The organism is Pseudoalteromonas sp. Isolate6 (assembly GCF_022398435.1).
GTDB lineage: Bacteria > Pseudomonadota > Gammaproteobacteria > Enterobacterales > Alteromonadaceae > Pseudoalteromonas > Pseudoalteromonas galatheae.
On record NZ_JAKEVK010000047.1, the window covers coordinates 1 to 19,276 of the forward strand.

A 19,276-nucleotide genomic window follows, 5' to 3' on the forward strand; every position below is an offset into this window, starting at 1 on the left:
ATTGTATACAATATACCTATGATGGCAAGCACAATAACTAAACAACTTAATGAAAGGCGAGAACCATGAACGTAAATTGGCAGGGTGTATATCCAGCAGTAACCACTCAATTCCATGATGATGAAAGTATCAACTTTGATACCACTAAAGCGATGATAGATAACCTGATTAACGAAGGGGTTCATGGCATCATAGTATTAGGCACCGTAGGTGAAAATTGCTCACTCACGGCTGACGAGAAACGCCAAGTTTTAAAAGCTGCAACAGAAGTTGTAGGTGATAGAGTGCCACTACTTAGTGGTGTGGCTGAGACCACAACAGCACTTGCTGTCGAGTTTGCCAAGGATGCAGAAGCGCTAGGCATTGATGGACTGATGGTATTGCCGGGGATGGTCTACCGCTCAACCGAGCGTGAAGCTATTCATCATTACCAACAGGTGGCGCGCAGCACCGCATTACCTATTATGATTTACAACAATCCAGTGACCTATGGTGTCGACGTGTCAATCGAAGGCATGAAAACCTTAGCTGAAGAGTCCAATATTGTTTCTGTAAAAGAAGCAACGGAAGATACCCGCCGTATTAGCGAGCTGTTTAGCGCATTTGGCGATCGTTACGTGGTATTTGGTGGTGTTGATGATATCGCACTGGAAAGCCTGATGCTTGGTGCGACGGGTTGGATCTCGGGATTGACCAATGTATTCCCACGCGAGTCAGTGGCTATTTATAAACTTGCTGAGCAAGGTCGTTTTGAGGAAGCGCGCGCGCTGTGGCGTTGGTTTTTACCTTTGCTACGTTTAGATACGATTCCGACACTGGTGCAGTGCATCAAATATGCAGAGTATTTGGCTGGGCGCGGTAGTGAAGTGACTCGTTCTCCAAGATTGCCACTAACTCAAGAAGAAAAAGCCTATGTAAGTCGTTTGTACGATGAAGCGATGGCAAATCGAATTGACTTAAGCCAATATAACTTGGACTAAGCGTATGATTTTAGGCACCTACTATTGTATAGATGGCCATACTTGTGGCAATCCCGTGCGCTTGGTCACAAGCGGTCATCCAACGCTTTTGGGCGAGAGCATGAGTGAAAAGCGCCAACATTTTTTACGTGACTACGATTGGATAAGGCGCGCATTGATGTTTGAGCCCAGAGGCCATGACATGATGTCGGGTGCCTTTTTGTATCCACCGACCACTGCTGATGGGGATGTGGCAATCCTATTTATCGAAACCTCTGGGTGCTTGCCTATGTGTGGGCACGGCACTATCGGGACAGTCACTTTTGGCCTCGAAAGCGGCCTTATTACCCCAAAGGAACAGGGGGTACTCAAGCTTGACACCCCTGCGGGGCGCGTGAATGCCTATTATGAGATGAAAGCAGGTAAAGTGACTTGGGTAAGGCTCTACAATGTGCCGGCATTTTTGGCTTACCAAGCGGTGCCTGTCCACGTTGATGGGTTGGGGGAGCTTATCCTTGATATCGCCTATGGCGGTAACTTTTACATTATCGTTGAACCTCAAAGTTTATTTGCTGGTGTGGATCAAAGCTGCGCCGCTGAATTACTGGCGTGGAGCCCTAAAGTGCGCGCGGCAGTTAATGCGCAAATAAACCCTATTCATCCCGAAGACTCTACCGTGTGCGGCGCCTCCCATGTGTTGTGGACAGGCAAGCCACAGCACCCAGGTAGTCATGCGGCCAACGCGGTATTTTATGGCGATAAAGCACTTGATAGGTCACCTTGTGGCACAGGCACAAGTGCAAGAATGGCACAGTTGTATGCAAAGGGGCTGCTAAAAGAGGGTGATACATTTGTTCACGAGAGCATCATAGGCAGTCAATTTATCGGTAAGGTCGAAGGCACAACTGAGGTCGCGGGAAAAGCGGCTATTCTACCAAGTATTCAAGGTTGGGCACGTCAAACGGGGAGTAATTGTATCACTGTAGATGACGAAGATCCGTATGCACTTGGTTTTCAGGTGCTCTAGCCATTAAGACTGAAAGAAAACAGGAGCTAACAATGAATTTATCAGGAAAGAGCTACGTCAACGGTGCGTGGCAAGCCGCACAAACGGCAACAACGTTTTGCGCGTTTTGCCCGGCAACCAATGAACCGTTAACGCAAGCATTTTTTAACGCCAGTGAAGCACAAGTAGAAGAAGCCGTTAATGCAGCAGAGCAGGCTTTTAAGGCTTATCGTAAAACCTCGATGACTGCTAGAGCCGAATTTTTAGAGACCATAGCCCAAGAAATTCTCGCCTTAGGTGATGAGCTGATCACTACTACGATGGCAGAAACTAACCTACCAAGGCCACGACTCGAGGGCGAGCGTGGCCGCACGGTAAACCAATTAAACACATTTGCTGCAGCGCTGAGAGATAACCTAGCTGAGCTTTGCCTGACTAAGGAAGAGCAAGCAGACCCAAATCGCACGCCGGTGCCTAAGCCAAAAACACAGCTTAAGCATATTCCTATTGGTGTTGTTGCGGTGTTTGGCGCGTCAAACTTCCCGTATGCCTTCTCTACGCTCGGGGGCGATACCGCAGCTGCGTTAGCCGCCGGCTGTCCTGTGGTATATAAAGGTCACCCAGCACATCCGGCAACGTGTGAGCTAATGACTAGGGCCATCGCCACAGCAATAAGCAAGTGCGATATGCCAAGCGGGGTGTTTTCAATGCTGCAAGCGAAAGCATACGATGTCGCGCATTGGCTGGTGGAAGCTAAGCCTATCAAAGCGGTTGGGTTTACAGGCTCCTTTGGCGTTGCAAAAGCATTGCAAGAAACCATCGCGAAGCGCCATGAACCTATCCCGCTTTACGGTGAGCTTGGCAGCGTGAACCCGCAAATTGTCTTACCTGAAAAAGTACAGGCACAAGGCGCAGAGCTTGGTGCACAATTTGTCCAGTCTTTACTTATGGGTAATGGTCAATTTTGTACTAGCCCCGGCATTTGGTTGGTGCCAAGTAGTAGTTCGCAAACATTTATCGAGACAACTAAGCGACATATTAGTGAAGCGCCTTCAGATACCTTATTGACTCCGGGCATTTTAAAAGCTTATCAAAACAGCATCGCGGCGCTAAAAGCACACCCTCAAGTAACGTTGTTGAGCGCTGGTGAGCAAGCACAGCCGTTTCACGCAAGCGCTCACTTGTTCCTGACGGATAGCGAAAGCTTTGCAACCGATGCAAGGCTTAAAGAAGAAGTCTTTGGGCCAAGTGCTTTAGTGGTGAGCTATGACAACTTAGCACAGCTTGAAGACTTAATCGCAGACTTAGATGGACAACTCACCGCCAGTATTCATGGCACTGAGTCTGACCTACATCAAGCCGAATGCATCATAGAGGCGCTACAATACCGCGTAGGTCGATTGATTTACGGGCAAATGCCCACGGGCGTTGAAGTGTGCGCCACCATGAACCACGGTGGGCCGTTCCCGTCATCAACCGATGTACGTTCAACATCGGTAGGGTTAGAAGCGCTCAAACGATTCGTAAGACCAATTTGTATACAAAGTTAAGCAAACCAAGCCCATAGTACTGCTATGGGCTTATTTATTCAGACATAATTCGCACATCAAACTTATATACTCGACAAACATGCAATTTGAACTCAGATACGTTTATAATGAGTTCATAAAACAATAATTACTAAATACTATGGCGATTGTACATAAAACTCGAACTCAATTAGTTGCTGAAGCAATTCGTGAAAAAATCCTCACTGGCGAAATCAAAGCGGGCGAGCCGCTAAGGCAAGCCGCGCTGGCAGATGAGTTAAATGTCAGTCGTATCCCAGTTAGAGAAGCCCTTCTGCAACTAGAAGCTGAAGGCTTAGTTAACTTTGAAGCGCACAAAGGTGCGACAGTCACGCGTTTAAGTGCCGAACAAATCGATGAAATATTTGACTTACGCGCATTGTTAGAAGCCGAGCTATTACGTCACTCAATCGACAAGTTAACCGCACGTGACCTATTAGAAGCCGAAGCCATCTTAGCTGAACTTGAAGAAGCCACTGCCGCTGGTGATACACAGTTGGCAACGGGTAAACTCAACGCCGAATTTCACAGTAAACTCTACAGCAAAGCACAGCGCCCACAAACTCGCGAGTTGGTGGATGTGTACAGTAAAAACTCTGAGCGCTACGTGCGCATGCACATCCTTCTTGCCGGTGGCATTAAAACTGCGCCCGAGGAACATCGCCAGTTATTAGAGCTGTGCCGCGATAAAAATACCAAAGGGGCCTGTGACTTTTTGAAAAAGCATATCACTGGCGCAAAAGATGATATTAAAGCGCTGCTACTAAAGCTTGAAAGCGAGCAATAGGTAAATTTGGTTAAATAAATCTCAGTGGATTTCTGAACCGTAGTCATATTTACTACCATGACTGTTGTTCAGGACGCTGTGATTACATGTATTGCACAGACATAATCATACCTAACGCCCCCAACATTGATCCACATCATCCTCGCAAGACTAAAGTCTCATCAAAATTTGGCGGCTTTTTATCTATCTTTACTCTGTTCTAGCAAAACTGAGTAACCTATTATGACAACAACAACCTATCAGCAGGCATATCAAACATTTTCCCAAGACCCAGAGGCATTTTGGCTCAACGAAGCGGCACGGCTTGATTGGCATACGCCACCAAAAATCGGACATAACCAGGACCAAGAGGGGCTAAGTCATTGGTTTAGTGATGGTTTGATGAATACCAGTTATTTGGCACTCGACCATCATGTACACCATGGCCGAGGCGAGCAAACTGCATTAATTTATGACTCGCCAGTGACGAATACCAAACGCAAAATTAGCTATCGAGAATTGCTCTCTCAAGTGAGCCATTTTGCAGCTGGCTTAAATCAACTTGGTGTAAGTGTAGGGGATAGGGTGGTAATTTATATGCCCATGGTGCCAGAGGCGGTTGTTGCTATGCTTGCCTGCGCGCGCGTGGGTGCTATTCATTCTGTGGTGTTTGGCGGTTTTGCGCCCCATGAGCTTGCGGTGAGAATAGATGATGCTAAACCAAAGCTAGTGATCAGTGCTTCTTGTGGAATTGAAATAGGTCGCACGATTGAATACAAACCTATGCTGGATGAAGCTTTGTCGTTGGCAAAGCATCAAGTGGAACATTGCATTGTGCTACAGCGTGAAGCATACCAAGCGCAGATGTCATCGCCAAGGGACCTAGATTGGACTGTGGTGGCAAATACGCCAGAGTCTTTTGATGCTGTGCCTTTACCAAGCACGCATCCGCTTTATATTTTGTATACCTCTGGCACCACAGGCACACCCAAAGGAGTAGTGCGAGAGCAGGGCGGTCACGCCGTGGCATTAAACTACAGTATGAAAACCGTTTACGGCATGGAGCCCGGAGAAGTGTTTTGGGCAGCATCCGACATTGGCTGGGTTGTGGGGCATTCTTATATTGTCTATGGCCCACTGATTTATGGTTGTACCAGCGTGTTATACGAAGGAAAACCGATTAAAACTCCAGACGCAGGGGCATTTTGGCGAGTGGTTGAAGAATATCAAGTGGCAGCACTTTTTAGTGCACCGACGGCATTTCGTGCCATTAAAAAAGAAGATCCGAGCGCAGCGCTTTTGGCTAATTACAACACCAGCAGTCTAAAAACGCTATTTTTAGCTGGTGAACGACTCGACCCTGCCACCTACGACTGGTTACAGTCCACTACAAAGCTACCGGTAATTGATCACTGGTGGCAAACGGAAACGGGCTGGGCAATTGCGTGTAACCCAGTTGGGATTGAATTGATGCCTTCAAAGGCGGGCAGTGCCACAGTTCCTACACCGGGCTATCAAGTCGAGATCCTCGATGTAGACGGCAGTCCATGCGAGGCCAATCAACAAGGTGTTGTTGCGGTTAAATTACCACTTCCTCCCGGTTGTTTAACCACTATTTGGAATAACACGGCGCGCTTTAAAGGCAGTTACTTATCACAATACCCCGGCTATTACCTCTCTGGCGATGGCGGGTATTTTGATGAAGACGGCTACCTGTTTATTATGGGCCGCACTGATGATGTAATAAACGTAGCCGGGCATAGACTGTCAACTGGTGAAATGGAAGAAATCGTTGCTGGTCACAATGCAATTGCAGAATGCGCGGTATTCGCCGGTAAAGACGAGTTAAAAGGTCAAGTACCCATTGCAATGGTGGTATTGAAAGATGGCGTAAACACCACTGAATCGGCAATTGCCGAGGAGATAAGAAGCCTGATCCGCGAAAAAATCGGCGCGATTGCCTGCCTTAAAACCATTAAAGTGGTTGAGCGTTTACCCAAAACCCGTTCGGGTAAAATTCTCAGAAAGAACCTACGCCAGCTGGTAGACGGAGAAGACATTGTCGTGCCATCTACCATTGACGACCCGGCCATTATCGAAGAGTTAAAGCAATTGTGGGATGTGAGCCAGCACCAATAGTTTTTGCGTGTCAGCAGGTTACCCCTAACGCGAAACGCGCATCAACATTAGTTAGGAGCGGGTTCATTCCGCGATCTTTTGAGTGCGGTTCCTTCTAAAATCTGATGTCGCAATAAATCACGACCTACCAGTTTTAGTCACGATCCAGCTTTGTTGCTGAGCTGTTAGGGTAAACCTTGTGCTAAACGCGCATCACCATTAGTTAGGAGCGGGTTTACCCCGCGATCTTTCGAGTGCGGATACCTCAAAAATCTGATGTCGCAATAAATCACGACCTACGAGTTTTAGTAATGATTTACCAGTGTTGCTGAGCTGTTAGGGTAAACCTTGTGCTAAACGCGCAGCAATATTAGGTGGGAGCGGGTTCACCCCGCGATCTTTTGCGTGCGGTACCTTCTAAAATCTGATATCGCGATAAATCACGACCTACGAGTTTTAGTCACGATCTAGCTTTGTTGCTGAGCTGTTAGGGTAAACCTTGTGCTAAACGCGCATCAACATTAGGTAGGAGCGGGTTCACCCCGCGATCTTTTGAGTGCGGTTCCTTCTAAAATCTGATATCGCGATAAATCACGACCTACCAGTTTTAGTCACGATCCAGCTTTGTTACTGAGCTGTTAGGGTAAACCTTGTGCTAAACGCGCATCAACATTAGGTAGGAGCGGGTTCACCCCGCGATCTTTTGGAGTGCGGTTACCTCAAAAATCTGATATCGCGATAAATCACGACCTACCAGTTTTAGTCACGTTCTGCTATTGTCCGCAAACTGTCCGGTGTCCGTCCAATCCCCTTGAATAAAGCCGTTAAATCTCATAAATTTCATATAAAACAACAATATAAATTCTGGCACGCTACTTGTAATTAGTTACTCATGATAATCTCGGACACTCACGTGTCCGCATGGAGGTAGCATGATTAAAGATACAAGTGCGCAAGACAAACAAATCGCAAAAAAGCGAACCATAAAAAAGCCTGTAATTGCGTTATTGGCCGTTGGCATCACATTAGGTGGACTAACCAGTGCTTGGTCAAGTATTAACACTATTCTATCAGCAGAGCAGACCGTATCGCGGGAGCAAGTACGTCTCGCCACAGTAGTGAGAGGTGATATCAGCGAAGATCTTCGTGTTGAAGGGCGTACGCTCGCTGCGAATAATCCAGATTTATATGCCATCGCATCGGGCACAGTAACGCTAAACGTTAAACCTGGTGATGCCATCAAAGCGGGGCAAGCGTTGCTTAGGATAGATAGTCCTGAACTAACCAATCGTTTACTACAAGAAGAGGCTACGTTCGAACGTTTACAAACGGAAGTTGAGCGCCAACGGATCTCGATTAAACAGCAGCTACTCGATACCGAACAACGCATGGAAATGGCGAAAGTAGACTTAGAAGCGGCAGAGCGTGAAATGGCGCGCTCAAAACAAAGCATCGAAAAGCAAATTATCTCAAAATTAGAGCTTGAACAGTCAATGGTTGAACTTAAGCGCGCGCAGTTACAAGAGCGGCACGCCATCGAGTCGCTAAAGCTTGAGCAAGAGCGACTTGCGTTTGAGCTAAAAAGTAGTGAACTGAGCCTAACCAGACAGCAGCATATTTTAGAAGAAGTGCAGCGTCAGGTAGCAGCACTTAATATTATTTCGCCGTTATCAGGCATTGTTGGTACTGTGCATGTCCAACAAAAGCAGTTTGTACAGCGAGATGCCGCATTAATATCACTGGTTGACCTTTCTGAGCTTGAAGTTGAAGCACAAATACCAGAAATTTACGCCGACAACCTGGGGGTCGGCATGGCCGCTGAAGTATTTATCAATCAATACCAATATCATGCGAAGCTGGTCGCTATTTCCCCTGAAATCGAAGCTGGTCGCGTCAGTGCTCGGGTGCGCTTTGACGAGCAGCCAAGCGGCCTTCGCCAAAATCAAAAGGTATCTACAAGAATTATCCTATCGCAAAAGCAAGATGTGCTCAAAGTAAGGCGTGGTGCATTTGTTGAAACCGGTGCCGGGCGTTTTACCTATGCGGTTGTCGGTGAGCAGGCTGATCAAACACCAATTCAGATTGGTGTAAAAAGTATTTCTGAAGTTGAGATTATTGAAGGCCTGAGTGAAGGGCAAGAAATCGTGATTTCAAGTTTAGAACCGTTCAATAAAAAAGCGCGAGTGCTACTCGGGAAGTAGCGCCAGCTTTCGTTGCGAATAAGAATTAGAAGGAATAGACAATGTTAAAAATGAATGAAGTAAGCAAAATCTATCGCACAGATCTGATTGAGACCCATGCACTCAGTAATGTGAATTTGACCATTGAAGAAGGGGAATTTATTGCGGTCACAGGCCCGTCAGGATCGGGTAAAACGACCTTTTTGAACATTGCGGGTTTATTAGAGCGTTTTGAGCGCGGTGATTATTTTCTAGATGGTGAAAACGTTGCCAATCTTAACGATAAAAAGCTATCACAACTACGAAACGAAAAAATTGGCTTTATCTTCCAAGGCTTTAACCTTATCAGTGACTTATCTTTATATGACAACGTTGAAGTCCCCCTTATTTTTAGGGGAATAAAAGCCAATGAGCGTAAAAAGCGCATTGAAGAAGCACTCGAACTCGTTGGGCTTGCCAGCCGAATGAAGCATTATCCTGCACAGCTCAGTGGCGGGCAACAGCAACGTGTTGCTATTGCCAGAGCACTGGCGGGGAAACCGCGATTCCTATTGGCGGATGAGCCAACGGGAAATTTAGACAGCTTAATGGCAAGGCAAGTGATGGACTTATTACAAGAGGTAAACCAAGCGGGTACTACATTGATTATGGTAACGCATGACAATGAACTGGCTCGAAGAGCTGGTCGCAACATTCAAATTCTTGATGGTGAACTCACTGACATCACTAAATCTCAACTAACCGAACTGGCAGTGTAGGAGCAGGCAATGAAAGAGCTAGTACTTTTAGCTTGGCAAGGGTTAAAGCAAAAGCCCAAACTGAGTGCACTAATGATAATCAACCTTGCAGTTGGGATCACTTTAATGTTGACTATGTCAGCCATAGTAAAACAAAGCAGTAGCGAAGTCATTGGTTATAAGGCAAACAGCTTATTTACGGCAGGCCTCAATTATTATGATGCGGTGGTAGATGTTGTCGACTTTAGACAATTTCCTCGCTGGACTTTTCAAGATGCCCAAGCACTTAAGCAAGCGGATTTATCGTACGAGCACCTATCGTTTAACTACACCACGGAGTTTATTGTTGGTCTTGCTGATAACTCAGTTAGGCCTATTAGTGTAGAGGCATCTGGTACAGATAGAGAGATGTTTAATGTACTAGATGCGCCGTTTATTTACGGTACATCTTGGAACGAAAAAAGCCAGCAAAGTAGTGAAGCGGTGGCTGTGATCAGTAAAAACGTCAACGACCATCTATTTGGTGGGGCGAATTCTGTTGGACAGTTTATTCAAGTTCAAGGAGAACAAATACAAGTCGTGGGCGTGGTTGATTTAAGCAATTATAAACGTCGCTTCCAAGATTTGAGCTTTAGCAATAATTACAACCACGATGTTTTTATTCCGCTAAATTATGCTTATGCGCAAAACTTTCCGAGAACGGGGCAAGTAACGTGCAGAACTGACGAGTTATACACTGCAACTAACCCGAGAAGTGGCAGTATCGACATGTTGAAAAGTACTGAATGTGGTTATTTGACGGTTTGGTTCCAGTATCAAGAAGACAAGAAGACGGCGCATCTTGCAGAACTAAAAACCTGGTTAAATAACTATATCGTTAACCAACAAGAAGTTGGCCGGTTTCAACATACTAACCTTACTAGTTTTTATAGCATGGGTGAGCTGTATATTTTGATCCAGCGCTTTATGGCGTGGGAAGCCATTTATCTGACTTTTTCGTATTTATTATTTGGCATTTGTTTAGTGAATACAGTGGGGATCCTACTGGCCAAATTCCAAGCCAATCGCAAGCTTATTTCTCTTTACCGAGCCCTCGGTGCAAATCGTAGAGTGATCATGAAAATTCATTTTCTAGAAATTCTCATGCTCACGGTTGCATCTGTGCTGTTTGGTTTTGTACTAGCATTTGCAGGACTCGAGTTGATGTTCCATCTGCGTATGTATCAGACGGATTATATGGCACTTGCTGAGCAAGTACGACAAATCTATCAGTTCGATGGTGAGCTGGCACTTTGGACGACTATTGGGATTTTCTTAGCGGTGGGTCTATCTGGGTTATATCCGGTATACCGCAGTAGTCGCGTATCACCAGCTGCAGAGTTAAGGGGATAATCATGGCGATTAAACATATTTTAAAGCTGATATTAAAGCAAAAGAGCATTTCACTATTAATTATTCTACAAATCGCGATTACCGTGATGATTGTCAGCAACACGGCCTTTATCAGCTATGCAACGCTGCAAAACTGGTTAATTCCTTCAAAGCTGGAAGAGCAACAAATTCTCAATGTGACGACGCGTGTATTTGATACCTCAGTAAATGTCCAGTCACTTATCGAAAAGGATATTCAAGCGATTGAAAACGTACCGGGGGTTATCGGTGCATCTTATGCCGGTAGAGAACTGGTATTAAACAGCTTAGGCCCTGGGTGGACCATTTTTAAAGATACCCAACCAGAAACGGATTATAGCGTGTTCGGCTTCTTTGGCTTAGATGAAAAGGGAGTTGATGTACTTGGGCTTGATCTCGTTGAAGGGCGCAGGTTTTATGCCAGCGAATTTATTAAAGGCGATGAGACTACAAAAAATGCCGGCGTTATTATGATAAGTGACGACCTTGCCACGTCCTTATTTGGTGATAGCTCTGCTCTTGGAAAGTCGGTGTATATTTCAAGACAGCGTATTCCTCACCAAGTCGTTGGGGTATATAAAGGTAAAATGCTTGGTGAAAGTGCCACATATAGTCAACAACCCTACAATTCGGGAGTTGTACCTGAAGTCATCTGGGGTAACCGTCAGCGGGCCAATTATTTAGTGCGAGTAGAGGAAGGCGTATCTGAGCGCATTCTAGAAGAGGTCGAAACCGCGCTTTATCATTCTGAGGGCCGTATGGTAGAGAGAGTTGAATTTGTAGCGCGTGCTAAAAAGCGTTTGTGGGATGGCCGCAGCACCTTTGCACTCACCATGGCAGGTATAAGCGGCATCGCTTGTGTGGTCACCGCGCTCGGTATAGTCGCACTTGTCAGCTTTTCTGTTAGCCTTAGAAAGAAAGATCATGGTGTACTTCGTGCACTAGGCGCATCTAAAGGTAAAGTGATGTGGTCTTTAATTAAAGAAAATACAATTTTAGTCTGTATCGGTTTAGTGCTAGGCTTTGGCCTCTCGATTTTGCTTTACTATTTTTTGATGAATAATGTTCGAGTGCAAAGTGTGGTAGAGATACCGTTATTGGTTGGGGTAGCTATTTTTACTTGGCTTGTGAGTACATTGGCGGTGTACCTGCCTGCTAAGGAAGCCGCCAAAGTGTCGCCGGCGCAAGTAACTAAATCGAGTTAATAATAAAAACAATACAGCCCCGAAAGGGGCTAAATCTACAAATTAGGATCAAAAGCGTTCATGAGTGTATTGGTAATTGACGATAATCCGGATGTAATTCAAGCAATTAAAGTCCTCTTATTGCTCAATGATATTCAGTGTGAAGGCGTGACTTCTCCGCAGCAAGGCTTAGAGATGGTACGTAGTAAACAGTTCGACTTGGTCATTCAAGATATGAACTTTACCAGAGACACCACCAGCGGGGCAGAAGGTAAAGCCCTATATAAAGCAATCAGAGATTTAGAGCCTGATTTACCTATCGTTTTATTGACCGCTTGGACAAATCTTGAAATGGCGGTGGAGCTAATTAAAGATGGTGCGGCAGACTACTTAGCCAAACCTTGGAAAGACCATAAACTCGTCACCTCAGTGAAAAACTTGCTCGAAATGCGAGAACTACAAGAACAAGTTAGTAGCGCCGCTAATCAGCGCAATACCAGATTACAGAAGCTAAAAGCGCAATACGATCTGTGTGGTGTGGTGGTAGCCGATCCTGCTATGTTGAGCTTGCTTGAAATGGCAACTCAGGTTGCCCATTCTGATGCACCAATATTGATCACAGGACCAAACGGGGCAGGTAAAGAAAAAATTGCAGAAATCGTGCAAGTCAATAGCAGCTATAAACATAAACCCTTTATTAAGGTAAATGCAGGAGCTATCCCAGCTGACCTGATTGAGGCCGAATTATTTGGGGTTGAAAGTGGTGCGTATACAGGCGCACAAAAATCGAGGGCAGGGCGCTTTGAAGCGGCTGATGGCGGGACCTTATTTTTGGATGAAATCGGCAACTTGTCTTTGGCAGGGCAACAAAAATTACTGAGGGTTTTACAAAGTGGTGAGTTTGAACGCGTTGGCAGCACGATAACAAAGAGGGTGAATGTTAGGGTGATCAGTGCCACCAACAGTAATTTACCAGAGGCCATTCGGGCAGGTACTTTTAGAGAAGACTTATATTATCGTATCAATATGATTGAGTTAAAGCTGCCGCCACTATCTGAGCGAAAAGAAGATATTGTCGTGTTAGTGGATCACTTTTTGCCTAGCAATAAGAGTTTGAGTAACGCAGCTATGAAGCAGTTAAAGCATCATACTTGGCCTGGAAACGTTAGAGAGCTTGAAAACACCATAGCCCGTGCTGTGTTGCTGAGCCCCGGGCAAGAAATTGAGTGTGAGCATTTAGCAATTCAAATACCACAACATGAAGAGCCGCTTGAATATACACAAGCAGATATCGAAGCTGCATTAGACAGCGCTGATGGCGTCGTCAGTAAAGCCGCAAGAAAGCTTGGATTAAGTCGGCAAGCACTATATCGGAGAATGGAGAAATTTGGCTTAAAATGACGATATCTCTTCAAGCAGCTGTGTCTGCATGCTTATTTGTATCATTATTGGTGTTTGCGGCTATTTTATGGCTGGCAGCTTCATTTGCAATACCACTTACTCTGGCAATTCCGGTGGGGCTCCTTTTTGCAACGGTATTTGGCATTGTCGGTATCAGTTATTTTTTTTCTCGCCAACGGCGGATCATAGATTGCTTAACGGACGGGATCCGCAGTTTTAAAGATCAAGACTTCTCAGTTCAAATTACCCACTTTGAAAGCATAGAAATGTCTGACTTAATTCTGGAATATAATCGTTTATCGACGACATTAAAAAAACAGCGCCACGCTACTAGCCAAAGGGAGTTACTACTCGATACCATTTTGCAGGTGTCGCCGGTGTCGATTATATTACTCAATCAGTTTGATCAGGTTGTATATGCCAACGACAAAGCTGGGAAATTACTCAATAACAAAAAATCTTTAAGTGGCCTTGTACTTCATCATGCCATCGCGAATGCAGAGCCTAAGCTGCAAACAATTTTGCTACAAAAAGAATCCGGGTTTGTGACCTTTCAAGCCAATGATGAAAAGCAAAGCTATTACTTTTCAAGGCAGAGTATCACACTCAACCACCATCCACATGTATTGCTAATGTGTCAAAACTTATCTAGCGAAATGAGCCGTCAAGAGGTGGGACTTTGGAAAAACGCCATTCGCCTGATAAGTCATGAGCTCAATAATTCATTAGCGCCCATTTCTTCGTTGACTAACTCCGCAAATACGATTGTTGAGCGTAGCGCTAAAGAACAAAATCATACCCTAGTCCAGTTGCTACCTGATATGCTGGCAACCATTAATCGCCGCACCGAAAACTTGAGTGAGTTTGTGGCTAAATATAGTGAATTTGCGAGATTACCGGCTCCTAATATTTCAGAGCAACCCTTGCAGCCCTTACTTGATACCGTTGGTAAGCTTTATGACTTTACTTCGCTGGCACCACTTCCTGTGGAGCGCGCTTTTTTTGATCCCATACAGGTAGAGCAGGTGATGATTAATTTGGTTAAAAACGCCCATGAGTCAGGATCTAAAATAGATGAAATAGGCGTGAAGCTGCTGGTTGATTATCAACGCCTGATAGTCGTGGTTGTTGATAGAGGTGTAGGAATGGAAGAAGAAAAGCTAGCAAACGCAGTACTGCCATTCTTTTCTACTAAACCAAGTGGCACAGGGATAGGGCTGAGTATTTGTAATGAAGTCGCCATTGCCCACGGTGGACAACTTAAGCTATTTAATCGCGAAAAGGGCGGACTAATGGTGCAGTTTGATCTACCCCTCGTTGCACCAAAAACATAGTATTGTCATTGTACTAACCCATATCGAGTAGGCGCAGATCCACCCAGCGTTTTTTGATTCCGCATTTCGGGTAGGAGCGGGTTCACCCCGCGATCTTTTTGGTTTTAATGCCGTACCTTAGGCGGCGGAAATCCTGTGTCGTGATAAATCACGACCTACAAATAACAAGCTTCACAAATTTATTTGGTTGAYCTCWTTTTTTGCTAAGCCCATATCTGGTGGGAGCGGGTTCAYCCCGCGATCTTTTTGGTTTTAATGCCGTACCTTAGGGGCGGAAATCCTGTGTCGTGATAAATCACGACCTACAAATAACAAGCTTCACAAATTTATTTGGTTGATCTCATTTTTTGCTAAGCCCATATCTGGTGGGAGCGGGTTCACCCCGCGATCTTTTTGGTTTTAATGCCGTACCTTAGGGGCGGAAATCCTGTGTCGTGATAAATCACGACCTACCAGTCAGCTGCGCTGCTAAAGCAAATATTGTCCTAAAAGCTCAATTTCTGGTAGGAGCGGGTTCACCCAGCGATCTTTTTGCCTCTAATGCTGCACTCTAAGCCGCGGAAATCTTTTTGTCGTGATAAATCACGACCCACAAACAATACTGGTTGAGCGCATATCTATCGACAGGCAAAGGCAGAACAGTGATACTTAAGCAAGTTGACTATACAGGGAAATGAACTTGAACGCGCAAACTCAAACCAAAAATCACTTTTTACTCTTCGCGGGTGTGTGTACAGCCATTGCGGCAGTGGCGCATGTAGGCTGTATTGTCTTCGGTGCACCTTGGTATCGATTTTTTGGTGCCGGCGAGGAAATGGCTACTATGGCCGAGCAAGGGCTTATTTATCCTCACCTTATCACTGCCGTTATCGCTACGATTTTACTACTCTGGTCATGCTATGCGTTTTCAGGAGCGAAACGGATCCGACAATTACCTTTGATGAAAATCGTCCTGTGTGTGATCAGTGCAATCTTTTTAATCAGGGGAATTGGCTTTGTTTTTATCATGTCAACCATCCCAGATAACAGCATGACGTTTTGGTGGGTGAGCTCCTCAATTTGTTTGGTAATAGGAGGGGCTTACGCGCTTGGAACCAAAAAGGCATGGTCACAAATCTAGCAGCTTTAAAAGCTAGCACTTCAGGTGCTAGCTTTTTGTTCAGATTAGGCAGTTAACCTTATTCATTCAGTGCTGTTCTAACACCGGCTTCAAGTTCTTCGTGAACAGATTTAAATAACCCAAGTTGGCGTTCTATGATATGTTCAGGTACACCCGCCATCGCGCGTGCTATGTTGCCGTACAAGCGCTGCTTTTGGGCATCATCAAATAGGCAATATAGAGCACGAGGCTGTGAAAAATCATCATTGTCTTTGCGGTGGTCGTATCTATCCGCCATTCCCTCAAGTTCAAGAGCAGGGCGTTTATACTCTGGATTCTCTTTTGGGCCTCCCATCGAGTTAGGCTCGTAATAAGCATCTTCGTTACCACCGGGTTCATTGTTAAAGAACCGCATTGCACCGTCTTTGTGGTAATGATGCACAGGGCATTTTGGGCGATTAACAGGTAATGCCTCATAATGCGTACCGAGTCGGTAGCGGTGAGCATCTGCATAGGAGAAAATGCGTGCTTGCAACATTTTATCCGGAGAAAATCCAATGCCAGATACCACGTTAGACGGACTAAATGCGGCTTGTTCTATCTCAGCAAAATAATTGTCTGGTACGCGATTTAATTCGAGTGTGCCAACATCGATGAGTGGAAAGTCGCCATGCGGCCAGACTTTGGTTAAATCAAACGGATTGTGTTGGAATTGTTTTGCTTGTGCTTCAGTCATCACCTGAATTTTCATATCCCATTTCGGATAATTTCCTCGTTCTATAGCCTCAAGCAAGTCCTCTTGAAAGCTCTCTCTGCTTTCGCCAATTACCGTTTTAGACTCTTCATCAGTATGATGCTGGTGGCCTTGTTGGGTTTTCATATGAAACTTCACCCAAACTCTTTGGTTTTCTTCGTTAATCAAACTAAAGGTATGTGAGCCATAACCGTTCATGTGCCTTACATCCGTTGGCAAGCCACGGTCAGACATTAAAATTAATACTTGATGCAGGCTTTCCGGTGACAGAGACCAAAAATCCCATTGTGCGGTGTTGGAGCGTAGGTTCGTTTTAGGGTGGCGTTTTTGGGTGTGAATAAAATCTGGGAATTTATACGGATCACGAACAAAAAATACGGGGGTATTATTGCCAACTAGATCCCAGTTTCCTTCTTCAGTGTAAAACTTTATCGAGAAACCTCTTACGTCACGCTCCGCATCGGCAGCCCCTCTTTCTCCGGCTACCGTTGAAAAGCGCATCAGAATGTCGGTTTGCTTACCAACCTCAGCAAATAGCTTTGCCTTGGTATATCGGCTTATATCGTTTGTTACTGTAAATGTTCCAAACGCACCCCATCCCTTAGCATGAACGGTACGTTCTGGAATACGCTCTCTATTTTGATGTGCCAGTTTTTCGATTAACTGGTAATCTTCAACCAATAAGGGGCCTCCAGGACCTGCTGTAAGGCTATTTTGATTATCGGCGATTGGATTACCAGCTGTGGTGGTTAATGGACACTTGGTCATTGCTCGTTTCCTTCAAATAAAATTTAGAAACTAACAGCAAGAATTAAACCAAAGAAAAAATTCAATTTAAACAATTGGTTGAGTAATAGCTTAGTGGTGGGTGTGATTTTTACAGAGCAAAGTTTTCAAAAGCGTTGTAAGAGCTACGTAAGTGGTGAGCTAGGATATTGCTCACCACTTACTCATCTTAGTTACTGAGATTCGGCAAATGCATCAAGTTCACTTTCCATTTGCTCTCGCATTTTGAACTTTTGTAGTTTGCCTGTGACCGTCATCGGATAATTTTCAACGAGCTTGATATGTTTTGGTACTTTGAAATAGGCGAGTTTATCTTTTAAAAAGATACGAATATCTTCCTCCGAAATATAATGATTGGGCTTAAGTTGAACCCAAGCACATACCTCTTCACCGTATTTGTCATCTTTAATCCCAAATACCGCAGCATCTTGAATATCATGATGATGATAAAGTACCTCTTCAATTTCTCTAGGATAAATATTCTCGCCACCGCGAATGATCATGTCTTTTATGCGGCCGACGATGCTAACGAAACCTTCGTCGTCCATTACCCCTAAATCGCCAGAATGTAGCCAGCCATCGTCATCAATGGTTGCTGCCGTTTTTTTAGGGTCTTGCCAATATCCTTTCATTACGCAATATCCACGAGCACATACTTCACCAGGCGTACCTATTGGGGCAATATGTCCGAGCTCATCAATAATTTTTACCTCGGTATGTGGCATAGCGCGACCAACTGTCTGTACGCGTTTCTCAACAGGCGAGTCTATTTCGGTAATATTGTTGATTGGGCTGCACTCGGTTTGCCCATAACCAATGAGTACATCGGTCATATGCATTTGGGTTTGAACTTGGCGCATGACCTTTTCTGGACAGGTCGAACCTGCCATCACTCCAGTGCGCAGCGAAGACAAATCAAACTGCGTAAAGTCTGGGTGTTCTAATTGTGCGATAAACATAGTCGGCACACCGTGAAGTCCGGTGCATTTTTCGCGTTCAACAACTTGTAAAGTGATAAGTGGATCAAAGCTATCGTTAGGGAATACAGCGCACGCCCCTTTACTGATACAAACGAGATTACCTAGCACCATGCCAAAACAATGATAAAGTGGTACGGGAATACAAAGCTTGTCTTGCTCCGTGAGCTTCATGGCATTGGCGACGAGTAATCCGTTATTGAGGATATTATTGTGGGTGAGGGTGGCGCCTTTTGGGTTACCAGTGGTACCTGAAGTAAATTGAATATTGATAGCGTCACTGGCTCTGAGGTTGGCAGCAATTGCAGTTGCCTCAAGATGGTGGGCATCGTTTGCTTTAGATAACAAGGTGCTGAAATTCATTAGACCGGGTTCACTATCCTCGTCAATCAGCACAATCTGCTTGAGCGATGGTAGACGCTTTGAACATAGTTCGCCAAACATGCTGTCATAGGACTCTGGAGCCAGCTCTCTTATCATGTCTACATAATGACTGTGTTTAAATGATTTCGCCATGATTAGCATTTTACATTCAACATTATTTAGCACGTATTCAAGCTCGCTCGGGCGGTAGGCGGGGTTAATGCACACCATGACCGCGCCAATTTTTGCGGTTGCGAATTGCACAAGACTCCATTCGAGATTGTTTGGTGACCAAATTCCAACTCTATCCCCTGGTTTTATTCCCACAGCTAAAAGGCTTGCGGCAAGTTGATTGATTTTTTCGAGGTACTCACGATAATTTAAGCGAACTGATTGATGAGAAACAACTATGGCTTCTTTTTCAGGATAATTGTCGACAATGTGCTCTAAATATTGCCCTATAGTGAGTTGAGTTAATGGTTCTGCTTGGGGGCCTTTGAAGTAACTCTTTGTAAGTGCTTTTACATTTAAAGTTTGGCTCTTTGTTGTCATGTCTTGTCCTTGCTGTTGATCTCTAGTTTTTATCATTATGCTTTATCAGTGATAACTTAATTGTCGACAAAATCAAGTGCGA

General features: G+C 44.9%; 14 protein-coding genes. 12 read left to right on the top strand and 2 right to left on the bottom strand.

All coding sequences use genetic code 11. The features are described 5' to 3' along the window. Positions 1-65 precede the first annotated feature (65 nt). The 12 genes from L1D50_RS09135 (at position 66) to L1D50_RS09190 (ending at position 15,783) form a co-directional block, all read left to right on the top strand. Complete coding sequence (locus L1D50_RS09135) at positions 66-980, top strand: dihydrodipicolinate synthase family protein (protein ID WP_138583383.1); 915 nt, start codon at positions 66-68, stop codon at positions 978-980. Between the two features lie 4 nt (positions 981-984). Next, complete coding sequence (locus tag L1D50_RS09140; protein WP_128728225.1) at positions 985-1,986, top strand: 4-hydroxyproline epimerase; 1,002 nt, start codon at positions 985-987, stop codon at positions 1,984-1,986. A 32-nt stretch (positions 1,987-2,018) separates the two neighbouring features. Further along, the gene (locus L1D50_RS09145) at positions 2,019-3,515 is read left to right on the top strand and encodes an aldehyde dehydrogenase (NADP(+)) (protein WP_128728224.1); all 1,497 of its coding nucleotides are present in this window, start codon (positions 2,019-2,021) and stop codon (positions 3,513-3,515) included. A gap of 139 nt (positions 3,516-3,654) precedes the next feature. Beyond that, complete coding sequence (locus L1D50_RS09150; RefSeq protein WP_039495756.1) at positions 3,655-4,320, top strand: GntR family transcriptional regulator; 666 nt, start codon at positions 3,655-3,657, stop codon at positions 4,318-4,320. Positions 4,321-4,542: 222 nt separating this feature from the next. After that, the gene (locus L1D50_RS09155; protein WP_239965924.1) at positions 4,543-6,438 is read left to right on the top strand and encodes a propionyl-CoA synthetase; all 1,896 of its coding nucleotides are present in this window, start codon (positions 4,543-4,545) and stop codon (positions 6,436-6,438) included. A gap of 911 nt (positions 6,439-7,349) precedes the next feature. Further along, positions 7,350-8,618, top strand: coding sequence for an efflux RND transporter periplasmic adaptor subunit (locus tag L1D50_RS09160; RefSeq protein ID WP_138522216.1), 1,269 nt, complete (start codon positions 7,350-7,352; stop codon positions 8,616-8,618). A gap of 41 nt (positions 8,619-8,659) precedes the next feature. Next, on the top strand, positions 8,660-9,355 hold the full coding sequence (locus L1D50_RS09165) for an ABC transporter ATP-binding protein (RefSeq protein WP_138522214.1): 696 nt from the start codon (positions 8,660-8,662) through the stop codon (positions 9,353-9,355). 9 nt (positions 9,356-9,364) lie between these two features. Further along, the gene (locus tag L1D50_RS09170) at positions 9,365-10,726 is read left to right on the top strand and encodes an ABC transporter permease (protein WP_138522212.1); all 1,362 of its coding nucleotides are present in this window, start codon (positions 9,365-9,367) and stop codon (positions 10,724-10,726) included. A 2-nt stretch (positions 10,727-10,728) separates the two neighbouring features. Next, on the top strand, positions 10,729-11,949 hold the full coding sequence (locus tag L1D50_RS09175) for an FtsX-like permease family protein (RefSeq protein WP_239965925.1): 1,221 nt from the start codon (positions 10,729-10,731) through the stop codon (positions 11,947-11,949). A gap of 60 nt (positions 11,950-12,009) precedes the next feature. Beyond that, complete coding sequence (locus L1D50_RS09180) at positions 12,010-13,329, top strand: sigma-54 dependent transcriptional regulator (protein ID WP_239965926.1); 1,320 nt, start codon at positions 12,010-12,012, stop codon at positions 13,327-13,329. Beyond that, entirely contained in the window at positions 13,326-14,663 is a 1,338-nt protein-coding gene (locus L1D50_RS09185) for an ATP-binding protein (protein ID WP_239965927.1), read from the top strand. Before L1D50_RS09180 ends, L1D50_RS09185 begins: the two co-directional genes overlap by 4 nt. A 673-nt stretch (positions 14,664-15,336) precedes the next feature. Next, a complete protein-coding gene (locus L1D50_RS09190) occupies positions 15,337-15,783 on the top strand; it encodes a hypothetical protein (RefSeq protein ID WP_239965928.1) in 447 nt (148 codons plus the stop codon). Between the two features lie 58 nt (positions 15,784-15,841). Here the strand turns inward: L1D50_RS09190 and L1D50_RS09195 are convergent, their stop codons facing one another. Then, positions 15,842-17,284 (bottom strand): catalase, encoded by a 1,443-nt coding sequence (locus tag L1D50_RS09195; protein WP_239965929.1) that lies wholly within the window; start codon positions 17,282-17,284, stop codon positions 15,842-15,844. 191 nt (positions 17,285-17,475) lie between these two features. Then, on the bottom strand, positions 17,476-19,194 hold the full coding sequence (locus L1D50_RS09200) for an AMP-binding protein (protein ID WP_239965930.1): 1,719 nt from the start codon (positions 19,192-19,194) through the stop codon (positions 17,476-17,478). Between the last annotated feature and the right edge of the window lie 82 nt (positions 19,195-19,276).

Excerpts from the sequence above, each read along its gene's own strand:
- L1D50_RS09160 (WP_138522216.1), top strand. The coding sequence starts at position 7,350 with ATGATTAAAGATACAAGTGCGCAAGACAAACAAATCGCAAAAAAGCGA.
- L1D50_RS09145 (WP_128728224.1), top strand. The coding sequence starts at position 2,019 with ATGAATTTATCAGGAAAGAGCTACGTCAACGGTGCGTGGCAAGCCGCA.
- L1D50_RS09190 (WP_239965928.1), top strand. The coding sequence starts at position 15,337 with ATGAACTTGAACGCGCAAACTCAAACCAAAAATCACTTTTTACTCTTC.
- L1D50_RS09140 (WP_128728225.1), top strand. The coding sequence starts at position 985 with ATGATTTTAGGCACCTACTATTGTATAGATGGCCATACTTGTGGCAAT.
- L1D50_RS09185 (WP_239965927.1), top strand. The coding sequence starts at position 13,326 with ATGACGATATCTCTTCAAGCAGCTGTGTCTGCATGCTTATTTGTATCA.
- L1D50_RS09170 (WP_138522212.1), top strand. The coding sequence starts at position 9,365 with ATGAAAGAGCTAGTACTTTTAGCTTGGCAAGGGTTAAAGCAAAAGCCC.
- L1D50_RS09165 (WP_138522214.1), top strand. The coding sequence starts at position 8,660 with ATGTTAAAAATGAATGAAGTAAGCAAAATCTATCGCACAGATCTGATT.
- L1D50_RS09155 (WP_239965924.1), top strand. The coding sequence starts at position 4,543 with ATGACAACAACAACCTATCAGCAGGCATATCAAACATTTTCCCAAGAC.
- L1D50_RS09180 (WP_239965926.1), top strand. The coding sequence starts at position 12,010 with ATGAGTGTATTGGTAATTGACGATAATCCGGATGTAATTCAAGCAATT.
- L1D50_RS09175 (WP_239965925.1), top strand. The coding sequence starts at position 10,729 with ATGGCGATTAAACATATTTTAAAGCTGATATTAAAGCAAAAGAGCATT.
- L1D50_RS09200 (WP_239965930.1), bottom strand. The coding sequence starts at position 19,194 with ATGACAACAAAGAGCCAAACTTTAAATGTAAAAGCACTTACAAAGAGT.
- L1D50_RS09195 (WP_239965929.1), bottom strand. The coding sequence starts at position 17,284 with ATGACCAAGTGTCCATTAACCACCACAGCTGGTAATCCAATCGCCGAT.
- L1D50_RS09150 (WP_039495756.1), top strand. The coding sequence starts at position 3,655 with ATGGCGATTGTACATAAAACTCGAACTCAATTAGTTGCTGAAGCAATT.
- L1D50_RS09135 (WP_138583383.1), top strand. The coding sequence starts at position 66 with ATGAACGTAAATTGGCAGGGTGTATATCCAGCAGTAACCACTCAATTC.